A 13452-nucleotide genomic window follows, 5' to 3' on the forward strand; every position below is an offset into this window, starting at 1 on the left:
ATATAGCTAAGAAAAGTCGAAGCACCCGAAAATATTTTACAAAATCAGAAATAGCATTTTCTGAATTGATTCAGAATTACGAAATCACTTTAGAAACGCCTTATTCATAAAAGAGTTAGAGCATCTCTAAAAGCTTAAAAAGTTTGAAATGTAAGCAAAATCATTATTAACTAAAAAACTATTATTATGTTACGTTGGACAGTCACTTTTATTATTCTAGCCATAGTGGCGGGAATATTTGGTTTCGGTGGAATTGCTGCTGGAGCCGCTAGTATAGCTAAAATTTTATTCTTTATATTTTTAGTCCTTTTCGTTATTTCTTTAATAACCGGAAGATCGAGAGTATAAGAAGAGTAGATATAGAACAAATTAAAACGGCACATTCATTTGGAATGTGTCGTTTCTGGTTTTAATAATTCAAAATAGGGATTTCTGTTAAGAATTATTATGGATTAAATAGTTGAATTTTAAACTCAAAAAAACCGTCTCGTTATTTAACGGAACGGTTTTTTATTTTTTGAATTAAAAAATTAGAATCGGCGAGGATCATTTTCGGGATCTTCATCGTCGTCGTCGTCTTCCTGAACATCATCTTCGATGTAATCGGTATCATCGTCGTCAAAATCTTCTTCTATATACTCATCTTCATCTTCAAGATCTTCCAAAACATCTTCAGTTTCATTGAAATCAAATTCATCTTCTTTTAAATCTGACGGATTGTCGAATTCGTCATTTTCATCTTCCAATTCGACTTCATAAATATCGTCGTTATTATCTTCTAAATCTCTGTCCTTATGAAAGTCGTCATTTAAATCGTCCAAATCATCATCAGCAAAATCTTCTTGATCTGGATTAGGTCGGTTCGGATTATAGCCATTTCTTACTGTATACCCACGTTCAGCAATTTCACGATTATCGATATCCGCTTTTTTGATATCATTTTTTAGATCTTCTGCTAGATTTCGGTCATCTGAGAAATGTTCTCTAAAATCCTTATTTGTGCTGTTGTTTTTATCTATAGTATTCATGATAGCTGTTTTTTATAGTTATTTATACAAAGCTAGCGCGAAGTTGATAGAATATATTATAATATTTTAATGTGTAATTTTATAATTAACAGGTGTTTAGATTGGAGTTTTCTGTATTCGTTATATGTACAGAACATACACGTTTTAATTAGTGCAGACAGATCTTTTATTTTGTCTACTGCAATTTATCTGTAAAGTCTTTATGATCGCCCATAACGTTATATTTTAAGTTCGTTTATGTTTTAATTATTTGATAAACAAATAGTAAAAGTAAGGCTGGTGCTTTTTACCCTTTTATAGATTATATAATTAAACTTATAAATTGTGATATTTCAATTTAGTTTGTAAGAAATTGATTCTGACTTTCTATTTGTTACATAAAATTGCATTATATTTGGGAATATTAAAATTCTAAGCCAAAAATACAATGACAGATTTCACCATATTCTATACCGATGACGACGAAGACGATTTATGTATTTTTGCTGATGCCGTAGAATCTATACCACACAATATCAAACTTCAAACGTATTCTGGGAGTCAGAATTTTTTAAATGCCATTTCTGATTCATCTGTTATTCCATCCGTGATTTTTTTGGATTTGAATATGCCGGGAAAAAATGGATTTGATGTTTTAGAAGAACTTAAAAATTCTGATGATAAAAAAGATATTCCAGTAGTCATTTATTCCACCTCGAGCGAACCAGGCAATATCGAGAAATGTCTTAAACTGGGAGCTAATTGCTTTATTACCAAACCTGTTTTGATGAGTGATATTATAAAAGCAATAGAACATGCAATGAAGATTGATTGGGATAAATTTATTCCGACCCAATCCAATTTTGTGTTTAAATATTGATTTCTGATAAACCCTCAATCTTTTCCTTTGTATTTGCGTTCGGTGTTTAGACGCTGAAAATTTTCAAATATTTATTTGTACACAAACTCCGTGGCCATAATTCTATTGGCTCAATGGCTGTTTTGCTCTAATCTTTAGCACGGTTAAGTTGTTCCCATTTCTTCTCCATTTGCCAGAAAAGAATAGTTTTTACTCACTTAAAAACCGATTTTTGAATGAGGCAACATTAAAATCTATTGAGTTAATTTTATCTCGTTTCTATGCAGAAATTTGATAAACAGATAAACTGAAAAGATATGAAACGAGAAGATTCAAAACATGAAACCGATAATATTAAAAGGTATCAAGAAGAGGGATATACTGCAAACTATATATTCGAAAATGATCGTCTAGTAGATTCAGAAACCAAAGAAATCTATAATCCTGAAGATATATTTATTGTAGCACATCATCGATACGAAGGAATGAGTGATCCTGATGATATGTCGATTTTGTATGTTATCGAAACAAAAGATAAAAGAAAAGGAACACATTTATTAGGATATGGTCCAATGGCCGATTTGGAAGAAGCCGAATTTTTTAAAGATATTCCGAAAGCCAATTATTCTAAAAATGCAGACATAAACGAATTGACTTAAAAGAATAAAAATAGATTAGTATTTTTATTTTGCTGATGAGCAGTTGTTTCAAATTTATTTGAGGCAGCTGCTTTTTTTTGAGGGACAAAGGTGCAGAGGGACAAAGGTTCAGAGGTTTTTCTTTGAAGTTTGTTTTTGTCTAAAAGGTTCAGAGACAAAGCTTATAAACCTTTGAACCTTTGTCCCTCTGCACCTTTGTCCCTCGAAATATAAATTATGAAATATCTCCGTAAAATTCTATAAAGATTTGACTTACAATATAAACGAAATTTGGATTATAGAAATGATGTAAAAACCAAGGTTAGTTTTTTTAAGTAAAATAATTACTAGCCACTTTATTAAAACCAAACCGTATATGAAAAAACTTTACTTAAATACTGGAAGCTTTGATGCTGTTTTTAATAATCTAAAAGAGAATTTTGGCGGGCACTTATTGAGCAACGCTAACGAATATAGATTAACAATTAAGTCAAAATGGGCAACGGGAAGCATTTCTGGAGTACGTTTTGAAAAAGAAATGTCATATCTCAATTTCGATTTGACTTTCAATCAGGATGTTAATTTAAGTGTCGAATCTAATCCATTAGCGCCTGTTTTTTTTGCTTACTGCGAAAAAGGAAACCTATTGCACGGTTTTGGCGCAAATGGTGCTGTTAAAAGCTTAAAAGAGCATCAATCGGGTATTATGAGTAATTCATCTGCAATTAATAGCGTTTTGTATTTTGAAAGCCATAAACAGATTCAGTTTTCATTGATCGGAATACCAACAAATCTGAACGCTGTAGAAAATGCTGATTTTGCTTTTCAGGTTAAAAAAAGATTTACCAACGAATCTAGAAATTATTTATACATCGGAACCGAGAATCTAAAAATAGGAGAGAAGTTTCAAGAACTTAAAGCATTGCCAAAACAAGGAACAGTTCGTTATTTGATGATGAAAAACATTTTGCGAGAAATTTTAGAGATGGAGATAGCGCAACATAGTTATAATTATCTAACTACGTTTGAGCCTATTCTGAATTTTGCTGCTAAGCAAATGACTGAAGTTAAAAAGCTGTCAGAGATTGGTTTCGGACATATTGTAGCGCCAGTGCTGTCTTTTAAAAGAAACTTGCAATCGAGAGTTCTAAAGGGAAAATATTTAGAATTAGAACCTTACAACCAAAAATTAGCTAGCTAGTAAGCATTATTATATCCTTCACTTTTCAAAAAAAACAGCTTCGATCGAGCTGTTTTTTTTCTTTTTTCAAAATGCCGCAAACTGCCCACACGACAATTTCAAAAGTAAGATGATAAATCTGTATGAAAACACTTGTATTTTGTAAATGTGTCAAAATAATAAGAAATTTCTAATAAGTTAGCAATCATGCCTTACGTACAAAACGACTGTAAAAGATGGGAATTTTGTAACTATTTCCGATTTAAATAAAAAGCCTTACCGTTAAATTTTTTATACATTTGAGATTTTCCGCATCATTTTTTAACAGCTCATTTGCTATTTATTTAAAAAATAAGAAAATTTTTATATTTCATTTTAAAAATAAGTGTTTTGATTTACAACCGATTTAGCTTTCCGACATGGTATTAATTGTAGACGATATAAGAGCGAATATTATCGCGCTGCAAAAAACATTAGAGTTGCATAATATCGATGTTGATAGTGCCGAATCTGGTGAAGAAGCTCTCAAAAAAATCCTAAAAACAGATTACTGCCTGATTATTATGGATGTTCAGATGCCTGGACTTGACGGCTTTGAAGTGGTTAAAATCCTTTCAGGAAATCAACGCACAAAAGATATTCCAGTTATTTTTCTTTCAGCTATCAATACAGAAAAAAAATACATCTTTAAAGGATATGAAACTGGAGCTGTTGAATACATTACAAAACCCGTAGATAGTGATTTGCTGATTCTAAAAGTAAAAACCTTTATTAAAATTTACGAACAGCAAAACGAGCTTAAAGCGATAAAAGATCTGCTTTCTAAAGAAATCAAAATTAGAAAAGAAGCGCAGGATAATCTGGAAATCAAAATTGCAGAACGGACAAAAGAACTGGTTCAGAAAAATGAAGAATTGGAACTTCGAAATCATGAATTGCAGCAGTTTTCTTGGGTGGTTTCGCACGATTTGAATGAGCCAATTAGAAAAATTCAAATCTTTATCAAAATTATAAAAGACCTTTACTTAAAAGCAGATGACAAGGCTTTAGATTATGTTGATCGAACCATAAAATCGGCAGAAAGAATGCAGACTTTAATCACCGATCTTTTGGCTTATTCTAGGCTTTCGGCACAGGTTAAACCTGAAAAAACAGATTTAAATGTGGTTTTGCAGGAAGTGCTAGGCGATTTTGATTATCTAATAGAACGTAAAAATGCAATTATAAAAACCAACGAACTTCCAACAGTTGATAGCATTCCCAGTCAGATGCGACAGGTTTTTCAAAATCTGATAGGGAATGCTTTAAAATTTTCTGGAAATGAAGAAAAACCGGTAATCGAAATTACTTCAGAAACCATTTTAGAAAAATCAATTGATAGTCCGACTTCTCCCGAAGGAAAATTTTGCAGAATTACAGTAAAAGACAACGGAATTGGTTTTGATGAAATTTATCTCGATCGAATTTTTATTATTTTCCAAAGCTTAAATGACCGCCAAACCTACGAAGGAACCGGAATTGGTTTAGCAATTGCTAAAAAAATAATAGAAAAACACAACGGATTGATCACAGCAAAAAGCAAATTTGGAGAAGGCGCAAGTTTTATCATTGTACTTCCTTTAAAATACGAATAAAAATAATTTAGAAATATATGAATGGTAATTTTAAAAGAAACTTATTAATCAGTTCGCTAGTTTCCCTTCTTGTACTTACGGTTAGTTCTGTTGCTTCTTTCATTAGCATCAAAAGCTTGTTAGAAAGTAACTTTTGGGTCAATCATACTCAGGACGTGATTTACAATCTAAATGAAGGTTCGGCAATTATTACAGAAGCGCAGACGAGCATGAGAGGATATCTGCTTACAGGAGACGAACAGTTTGTGGACCGATTTAATGAAGCTGAAGCCAAGTCAAACAGTTATTTTGAAAAATTGGATGAGCTTACAGTTGACAATCCTGCGCAGAGAAAGTTACTGGAAGAATTACGCGATAAACGTTCAGGTTTCTTTAAATATTTAAACAATCAGATTGTAAAAAAGCGTTTAAGCAAAGAAACGCTGATTTTTGATTTGAATGAAGGCAGAAAGATGATGAATGACATGAGAGCAATCATCAGGAAAGTAGAAAATACAGAACAGAAACTTTTAGACGAACGCAATTCAAATTCAGAACGCTACGGAAATTACAGTTTGATTTTAATCGTTATTGCCTTTTTTATTGCTTTTCTTATTTCGATCGTTTTTATGATCCGAATTCTAAAAGATTATAACGAAAGATCGTTGTTGCAGCGCGAGCTGGAGAAAAAAGATAAAGAAACTGCTGAAAGGCTGAAAGTAATAAGCGGTATTGCCACACAAATTTCTAAAGGAAATTATGATGTTCAGATAGATGATAGAAAAGCCGACACTTTAGGAGCTTTAGGAACATCAATCCATAATATGAAAGATTCATTAAAGGATTCTTTCGAATTACTATCTCAAAAAGAATGGCTTCAGTCGGGTGTTGCAACTTTGAATGATAAAATGCTTGGCGAAAAAACAATTCAGAAATTATCTAAAGATGTAATCGAATTTTTATGCCAATATACCAACAGCAGCGCTGGAGTTTTGTATGTTGTAGATGGAGAAGAATTGACTGTTACGGGAGGTTACAGCTATATACCGAGTAAAAACAGAGAACGAATTAAGAAAGGCGAGGGGTTGATTGGACAATCTATTGTTTCTGGAAAAATGTTGGAGCTAAAAACACTTTCTCCTGAAGATATTCAGATCAATTATGCATTAGGAGAAATAAAACCAACTCATATCGTGGCATTACCTTTAATGGATTTCAAGATTGAGGGAGCGGTAGAGCTGGCTAGCATATACGGATTTTCGATGTTGCAGCTTGAGTTTTTGAATATTGTAGCCAATAATATCGGAATTGCCTTAAAAGCAACTCAGAACCGTAAAAGGGTAATGGAACTTCTGGAAGAAACGAAATCGCAAGCAGAAGAACTTCAGATTCAGCATAGCGAATTGGAAGCGATAAATGCAGAATTAGAAGCGCAGACCGAAAAACTGCAGGCTTCAGAAGAAGAACTTCGCGTACAGCAAGAAGAATTGGAGCAAACCAATGAAGAATTGTCTGAAAGAAGTGTTTTATTGGAAGAAAAAAATACCGAAATCCAGAAAAAATCAGAAGCTTTAGAATTGACAACCCGTTACAAATCTGAGTTTTTGGCCAATATGTCGCACGAGTTGAGAACGCCATTGAACTCGATTTTGCTGTTGAGCCGTCTGCTGTCTGAAAATAACAATCAGACAATGAACAATGAAGAAATCGAATTTGCAAAAGTGATTCAGAGTTCGGGTAACAGTTTGCTAGGACTAATTGATGAAATTCTGGATTTATCTAAGATTGAAGCGGGTAAAATGGAACTGGAATTCTTGGATGTTTCAACTAAAGAAATCACAGATAACCTTCATAATCTGTTTTATATGGTGGCAAAGGAGAAGGGAATTGATTTTGAAATTATTGCCAAAGAAGCGCCAATTGTGATTAAAACAGATAAAATGCGCTTGGAGCAGATTCTAAAAAACCTGATTTCAAATGCCATTAAATTTACTGAAAAAGGAACCGTTTCTCTTGAAATTAAAGTCGATACAGACGATGATAAAATAATCTGCTTTATTGTAAAAGATACAGGAATCGGAATTCCGGTAGAGAAACAGCCTTTAATTTTTGAAGCTTTCCAGCAAGCAGACGGTTCTACCAAACGTAAATATGGCGGAACAGGTTTAGGATTGTCAATTAGCCGTGAATTGGCTAAATTATTGCGAGGAGAAATCATTCTGCACAGTAAAGTAAACGAAGGAAGTACATTTACTTTATGCCTGCCAGTTTTAGGATTTGCAATCAATAAAGTATCAATAAATAAAATTCCAGAAGCTGAAGAGATTGAAGTTCAATCTGAAAATGAAGAAGAAAAACCAAGATATATCAGCGATATTGTTCCAGAAGAAATTGAAGACGACAGACATTCAATTACGGAAGGTAATAAGGTAATCCTGATTGTAGAAGATGACATTAGCTTTGCTAAATCATTATTGGCTTTTACTCAGAAAAAAGGCTATAAAGGCGTCGTTGCAGTAAGAGGAGATTATGCTTTGAATTTTGCTTTAATCTACAAACCAATCGGAATTTTATTGGATATCGAACTTCCAATTAAGAGTGGCTGGGAGGTTTTAGAAGAATTAAAAAATCATTCTCAAACCAAACATATTTCGGTACACATAATGTCTTCGCACAAGTTGAAACAGGAAAGTCTGTTAAAAGGGGCTGTAGATTTCTTAGATAAACCAGTTGCTTTTGACAAGATTCCAGAGGTTTTTATGCGTATTGAGCACATTATAAACAAAGAATCTCAGAAAGTTTTAATTATTGAAGATAACCCGAAACATGCTAAAGCATTGGCTTATTTCTTAGAAACGTATAATATCAATTCTGAAATTAAAAGCGAAGTTTCAGCAGGTTTATCGGCCTTAACCAAAAAAGACATCGATTGTGTAATTTTAGATATGGGAATTCCAGACAAACAGGCTTATGAAATTCTAGATGGCGTAAAGAAAAGTCCAGGATTAGAAAATCTGCCAGTAATTGTCTTTACAGGAAAAAGCTTGTCTATAAAAGAAGAATTGAAAATTAGAAAATATGCCGATTCGATTATTGTAAAAACAGCACATTCTTACCAGAGAATGCTCGATGAGGTTTCGCTTTTCCTTCATTTGGTAGAAGAAAAAAAGAATGGAGACCATAAAAAAGAAAGTCACAAGAAACTCAATTCGCTCAATAATATTCTATTTGAGAAAAAAGTATTAATCGTAGATGATGATGTACGAAATATATATTCGCTATCAAAAGCTTTAGAAGCATTTAAAATGAATGTAATTACGGCTTTTGACGGAAAAGAGGCGATTAAAATTTTGGATGAAAACCCAGATACAGATGTAGTATTGCTAGACATGATGATGCCAAACATGGACGGCTACGAAACTGCCGAAAAGATAAGAAGTAATCCTAAATTCCTTAACTTAGCTGTAATCGCGGTAACAGCCAAAGCTATGACTGGCGACAGGGAGAAATGTATTAAGGCAGGAGCTTCAGATTATATTACAAAACCTGTAGATGTAGACCAGCTGTTATCGTTGCTGAGAGTTTGGCTGTACGATAAAATCTAATCTTTAAAATGCTGTAAATGGGAAAAAAACGAGTGTTGATTGTAGATGATGATTCTAGAAATATTTTTGCTATGGTAAATACCTTAAAAGCAAAATCGTATGACTGTATATCTTGTCTAAGTGCCGAAGAAGCCTTAAAAATATTGCGTCAAGACGCATCTATTGATGCAGTTTTACTAGATATGATGATGCCAGAAATGGATGGCTACGAAGCAATTCCGCTTATAAAGGCAATTCCGTCTCAGGAATCTACATTAATCGTTGCTGTAACGGCACAGGCAATGGCAGGAGATAAAGAAAAATGTTTGCAAGCTGGAGCAGATGCTTACATTTCAAAACCTGTAGATGTTGACAAATTACTTCAGATTTTGAGAGGAAATTAAAGTGAATTATGATTGAAGATATTGAACTAGAAACCCTTATAAATGATGTTTACGAATATTATGGTTTTGATTTTGGAAGTTATTCAAGAGCCTCACTTAAAAGACGAGTAAGCAGAGTATTTGCTTTGGAAGGATTTAAACATTTTCATGATTTTTTGTCTAAAGTCCGCACAGATCCCGAGTATTATAAAAGAATGATTGACGAAATTACGGTTAATGTAACCGAGATGTTTCGCGATCCCTCATTTTATCTTACACTTAGAAAAGAAGTTCTTCCGTTGTTAGGAACAAAACCTTTTATTCGTATTTGGCACGCAGGATGCTCTACAGGAGAAGAAGTTTATTCCATGGCCATTATGCTCAAAGAAGAAGGTTTATTGCACAAATCAATATTGTATGCAACAGACATAAACGCTTCGGTACTAGAAACGGCCAAAAGCGGTATTTTTCCGTTGCGAATGATAAAAGACTATGCTGATAATTATCGCGATGCTGGCGGACAGCAGGATTTTTCAGATTATTACATTGCCAATTACGGTTTTGCAAAGTTCAACGAAAATCTTTCTGAAAAAATGGTTTTCTCACAGCATAATTTAGTTTCAGACACTTCATTTAATGAGTTTGATCTCATATTGTGTCGCAATGTTTTAATTTATTTTGATAATAATCTGCAGAAAAGAGTCGTAAACTTATTTGACGACAGTTTGGCTGTGCTAGGTTTCTTAGCACTCGGAACAAAAGAAACGATAAAATATTCTATATCTCAAACCAAATACAAACAATTTGCTAAAGAGAAAATATGGAGGAAAATAAAAGAATAACAAATTGTAGAGTAGTTATAATTGGCGGTTCGGCAGGAAGTTTACAGGCATTATTGCAGATTTTGCCTTTTATAGAAAATCCGATTTCTTTTGCTATTGTCATCGTTGTTCATAGAAAAAACTCAGACGAACAAACTCTAGAAGACTTAATTGCTTTAAAATCAAAAATAAAAGTAAAAGAAGTAGAAGATAAAGTAAAACTCGTATCGGGATTTATTTATATCGCTCCTTCCAATTATCATTTATTATTTGAGAAAAACGAAACGCTTTCATTAGATACTTCAGAAAAAATAAACTACAGTAGACCAAGCATAGATGTCTCTTTTGAGTCTGCTGCGGAAATATATAGAGAACATTTGATCGGAATATTGCTTTCGGGTTCCAATTCGGATGGAACAGTTGGATTGAGGGCAATACAGGCAGCAGGCGGTATAAGTGTAGTCCAGAATCCGCTTTCTGCAGATATGCCTTTTATGCCAAACAACGCGATTCTGCACACAACGCCAGATTTTATTTTAAATACCGAAGAAATTCTGGAGTTTATAAAAGGAATAAATCGGGAATAGGAAGTTGATTGAAATGAAGTATCGCCCCTCTGGGGCTTTTTGGATACTTATAAAATTATTGCTATAAATATTTCGCTTCTCAGAAGCTTTTGTCAAGTAAATAGTCCCAGAGGGACGAAATATTTATAGCAAATAATAATAGACACAGACTGATAAAGAGCTCCAGCGGAGCGAAATATGCTTTTTGAATTATAAAAGACTATTTTTTCTCGTCTTCTGGAAGCACAACTTTATTCAATTCTGCTTCTTTTTCAGCTCTTCTTTGCGCTGCTTTTCCTTTCCCGATTGGAATTCCTGCCGTCACATACAAAGATCTATTATATTGATTATTTGGACCGTCGCCTTTCATTACAGTAACAAGTCCATAGTAGTATTGAACTGTAATATTTAAACCATTTCCAACATTCATATGATAGCCGGCACCAAAAGCAAGTCCCGCATCTATAACATGTATTTGGTCTCTAATATTTTTCTTGTAAACTACATCGTCATCGTTGATTTCGTTTTTAAACTCATCAAAAGCTTTAGCCAATAAACCAAATTGTGGGCCTGTTTTAAGATAGATATTATTTTTGAATTGATATTTAATTAATATAGGAACATTAAAATAACGGATTTCACGATTTACATGTCCACCTGTAAAAGTATTGTCCAGATTTTCATCATTCAAAGAATACACGGGAATATCTTTGGCTCCCATAGGCGATTTTACAATTACTCCAGTATTAATCATCCAAGCTGGATTTTTCTTAGACCTGAAGTCAAAGTAAAAACCAAGATTGAAACCTGGATTTAAAGCAGAAGACCCCATGTTTGAAATGGTAGAAAAATTTGCGCCGCCTTCAAGACCAAATTCTAAAAACTCAGAATTGAGTTTGTCTCCAAATATTAAGGAAATTAGGACTTGGGATTGGGCAGAACTAATACAAAAGAAAGTAAAAACGATTAATAAAATCTTTTTCATATAAATGGATAATTACAGTCCAAAACGGTATTGTAAACTTCCTAATACTTGGGTACGACTTCCTAAGAAACCGCACTCTGCACGAAACATAACATGTCTGCTGAATTGATATTGAGATCCAATAATAAAGTTCCACATATCTTTTGGTCTTTTTTGAAGCGAATATTGCACAGATGAATCTGAGGCTGTGCTCAATGCTCCGTCCAGAGTTGCTAAAAATGTCCCTGCTCTATCTAAAGCTCTGTCAGCAGTATTATGCTTGGCAATATTAACTGGATTTTTTTGTTCAGCTGGACTCAAACTATCCCACCAGTTATCTACTTTTGTCTGATTTTCAGATACTTTTTGAAGTCCACTATCCACTTTAGCCTGAGCACTGCTTAGATCAATAAAATCAGATAAAGGTAAATCTCCATTAGTATCTCCAGAAATATGAACTCTAAAAGCTCCAACCCAAACCGCTATATTGGTGTCTGGTTTTTTGAATTTAAATGTTTTTCCTAATCTTGGACCAAAAATATAAGAGAATGCAGGTTTATCCAGTGAACTAATGTCGGTCCAAGCCATGTTCATATCTAGTGCAAACCAGCCTCCGCCAATACCAATTGTTGGTGTCATACCTATACCAAAAGTAGTAGCGTCAAAATTTGCTTTGGTACTGAAATTTGCAATTTCAGACCAATTGTTATCAGCGTCCGGGACCCAAATGCCAGCATTAATTTTAGTTGCTGTTTTGGCTTTTCCAAAAATTCCATAAATATTTAAAAAGGGAAGTAACCAAACATCTGGTCTAATAGTAAGTGCACCAGCTTCAACTGTTGATTTATTAAATCGCACAATTTCATCTAAGTTATATTGGGGGCCATGATTAAAGCCAATATTTAAATCATTAATAACAATTTCAGATTCCTGCCAAAAATAATTAACAGATACTCCTGCAGAATAAGGAAGTTTATAGCCTTTTTGAGCTACTTTTTCTCCCCAGATTGGTAGAGCGTACGGGTATTTTTCGACTTTAAGACTGTCTTTTAATTCTTCATTTTTCTTTCCTACAATTTTGTCGGTATAAACCTGTCCGAAAATTTGCAAGCTAAATAGTAATAAAAAGGCTGATATTAGTGTATTACATTTCATTGATTAGAGTGTTTTAATGTTAATTAATTAAACTGCGAAAAATAAATATGTACTAATGCTGTTATGGGAATCTTTTTATCTTGTATGCTAAATAGGTTTTATTATAAATTAAAGCTTAATAATGTGTTAATTAGTGTTAAAGTTAACGAAATTTTCTTACCTCCGACAAAAATTAAATGAGAAAATGAGAAAAGCTTTAAAAATAATTTTAGGATAATTTTAAGTTTTTTTTCTTTTAGGAATTATTGCCATCAATTACAATTAAAAAAATAATTGTACTTTTACAACTGTGAAATGGATAACAATCATATTATCAATTTACCTGTTGGCATTGTCTAATATGCCATGTGCAGATATGGAAGTAAACAGTGCTATGCATAAAACGGCTCAGTTTGCTTCAGAAGATAATCATTCTCATGATAAAACAAATGATTTATGTTCTCCGTTTTGTGCCTGTAATTGCTGTGGCGCACAGGTTTTAAGTTACCATTCTGCTGTAAGTTTTGAGTTTCCTAAAACTTACAATCAAATTTCAATTGCTTTACCAAGTTACAATTCTGTTTTTATTTCCAATTTCTACGGAAGTATTTGGCAGCCCCCTCAGATAGCATAATGATTGTGCCTGTTCGATAAAGATCGAAAACGGGCGAGAGAGTTGTGGACTTTCCACACATTTACAGAC

General features: G+C 33.3%; 13 protein-coding genes. 10 read left to right on the plus strand and 3 right to left on the minus strand.

Annotated features, from left to right (window positions below):
* The first annotated feature begins 186 nt into the window (after window positions 1–186).
* Window positions 187–348 carry a DUF1328 domain-containing protein gene (locus DM397_RS07380; protein WP_111376912.1) on the plus strand — a complete coding sequence of 54 codons (162 nt, stop codon included), beginning with the start codon at window positions 187–189 and terminating at the stop codon, window positions 346–348.
* Window positions 349–530: 182 nt separating this feature from the next.
* On the opposite strand, the gene DM397_RS07385 is transcribed toward DM397_RS07380, so the two are convergent.
* Entirely contained in the window at window positions 531–1028 is a 498-nt protein-coding gene (locus DM397_RS07385; protein ID WP_111376913.1) for a hypothetical protein, read from the minus strand.
* A 427-nt stretch (window positions 1029–1455) separates the two neighbouring features.
* Here DM397_RS07385 and DM397_RS07395 point away from each other — a divergent pair, with 427 nt between their 5' ends.
* The 8 genes from DM397_RS07395 to DM397_RS07430 all read left to right on the plus strand — a co-directional run bounded on the left by DM397_RS07395 (window position 1456) and on the right by DM397_RS07430 (window position 10672).
* On the plus strand, window positions 1456–1887 hold the full coding sequence (locus DM397_RS07395) for a response regulator (RefSeq protein WP_111376914.1): 432 nt from the start codon (window positions 1456–1458) through the stop codon (window positions 1885–1887).
* A 296-nt stretch (window positions 1888–2183) separates the two neighbouring features.
* Window positions 2184–2525, plus strand: coding sequence for a hypothetical protein (locus tag DM397_RS07400; RefSeq protein ID WP_111376915.1), 342 nt, complete (start codon window positions 2184–2186; stop codon window positions 2523–2525).
* Between the two features lie 355 nt (window positions 2526–2880).
* Window positions 2881–3705 carry a hypothetical protein gene (locus DM397_RS07405; protein ID WP_111376916.1) on the plus strand — a complete coding sequence of 275 codons (825 nt, stop codon included), beginning with the start codon at window positions 2881–2883 and terminating at the stop codon, window positions 3703–3705.
* Between the two features lie 398 nt (window positions 3706–4103).
* Window positions 4104–5318 (plus strand): hybrid sensor histidine kinase/response regulator, encoded by a 1215-nt coding sequence (locus tag DM397_RS07410; RefSeq protein WP_111376917.1) that lies wholly within the window; start codon window positions 4104–4106, stop codon window positions 5316–5318.
* Between the two features lie 17 nt (window positions 5319–5335).
* Window positions 5336–8902 (plus strand): response regulator, encoded by a 3567-nt coding sequence (locus DM397_RS07415; RefSeq protein WP_111376918.1) that lies wholly within the window; start codon window positions 5336–5338, stop codon window positions 8900–8902.
* 17 nt (window positions 8903–8919) lie between these two features.
* Window positions 8920–9285, plus strand: coding sequence for a response regulator (locus DM397_RS07420; protein ID WP_111376919.1), 366 nt, complete (start codon window positions 8920–8922; stop codon window positions 9283–9285).
* An 8-nt stretch (window positions 9286–9293) separates the two neighbouring features.
* Window positions 9294–10106, plus strand: coding sequence for a CheR family methyltransferase (locus DM397_RS07425; protein WP_111376920.1), 813 nt, complete (start codon window positions 9294–9296; stop codon window positions 10104–10106).
* The gene (locus DM397_RS07430; protein ID WP_111376921.1) at window positions 10085–10672 is read left to right on the plus strand and encodes a chemotaxis protein CheB; all 588 of its coding nucleotides are present in this window, start codon (window positions 10085–10087) and stop codon (window positions 10670–10672) included. Before DM397_RS07425 ends, DM397_RS07430 begins: the two co-directional genes overlap by 22 nt.
* Before the next feature lie 199 nt (window positions 10673–10871).
* Here the strand turns inward: DM397_RS07430 and DM397_RS07435 are convergent, their stop codons facing one another.
* Window positions 10872–11636 (minus strand): porin family protein, encoded by a 765-nt coding sequence (locus tag DM397_RS07435; RefSeq protein ID WP_111376922.1) that lies wholly within the window; start codon window positions 11634–11636, stop codon window positions 10872–10874.
* Between the two features lie 12 nt (window positions 11637–11648).
* Window positions 11649–12770 carry a hypothetical protein gene (locus tag DM397_RS07440; protein WP_111376923.1) on the minus strand — a complete coding sequence of 374 codons (1122 nt, stop codon included), beginning with the start codon at window positions 12768–12770 and terminating at the stop codon, window positions 11649–11651.
* 289 nt (window positions 12771–13059) lie between these two features.
* On the opposite strand from DM397_RS07440, the gene DM397_RS07445 reads away from it, so the two are divergent.
* A complete protein-coding gene (locus DM397_RS07445; RefSeq protein WP_111369621.1) occupies window positions 13060–13383 on the plus strand; it encodes a DUF6660 family protein in 324 nt (107 codons plus the stop codon).
* Window positions 13384–13452 lie beyond the last annotated feature (69 nt).

The organism is Flavobacterium nitrogenifigens (assembly GCF_003254565.1).
GTDB lineage: Bacteria > Bacteroidota > Bacteroidia > Flavobacteriales > Flavobacteriaceae > Flavobacterium > Flavobacterium nitrogenifigens.

Coding starts and splice junctions, on each gene's coding strand:
- DM397_RS07380 (WP_111376912.1), top strand. CDS start 187: ATGTTACGTTGGACAGTCACTTTTATTATTCTAGCCATAGTGGCGGGA.
- DM397_RS07385 (WP_111376913.1), bottom strand. CDS start 1,028: ATGAATACTATAGATAAAAACAACAGCACAAATAAGGATTTTAGAGAA.
- DM397_RS07395 (WP_111376914.1), top strand. CDS start 1,456: ATGACAGATTTCACCATATTCTATACCGATGACGACGAAGACGATTTA.
- DM397_RS07400 (WP_111376915.1), top strand. CDS start 2,184: ATGAAACGAGAAGATTCAAAACATGAAACCGATAATATTAAAAGGTAT.
- DM397_RS07405 (WP_111376916.1), top strand. CDS start 2,881: ATGAAAAAACTTTACTTAAATACTGGAAGCTTTGATGCTGTTTTTAAT.
- DM397_RS07410 (WP_111376917.1), top strand. CDS start 4,104: ATGGTATTAATTGTAGACGATATAAGAGCGAATATTATCGCGCTGCAA.
- DM397_RS07415 (WP_111376918.1), top strand. CDS start 5,336: ATGAATGGTAATTTTAAAAGAAACTTATTAATCAGTTCGCTAGTTTCC.
- DM397_RS07420 (WP_111376919.1), top strand. CDS start 8,920: ATGGGAAAAAAACGAGTGTTGATTGTAGATGATGATTCTAGAAATATT.
- DM397_RS07425 (WP_111376920.1), top strand. CDS start 9,294: ATGATTGAAGATATTGAACTAGAAACCCTTATAAATGATGTTTACGAA.
- DM397_RS07430 (WP_111376921.1), top strand. CDS start 10,085: ATGGAGGAAAATAAAAGAATAACAAATTGTAGAGTAGTTATAATTGGC.
- DM397_RS07435 (WP_111376922.1), bottom strand. CDS start 11,636: ATGAAAAAGATTTTATTAATCGTTTTTACTTTCTTTTGTATTAGTTCT.
- DM397_RS07440 (WP_111376923.1), bottom strand. CDS start 12,770: ATGAAATGTAATACACTAATATCAGCCTTTTTATTACTATTTAGCTTG.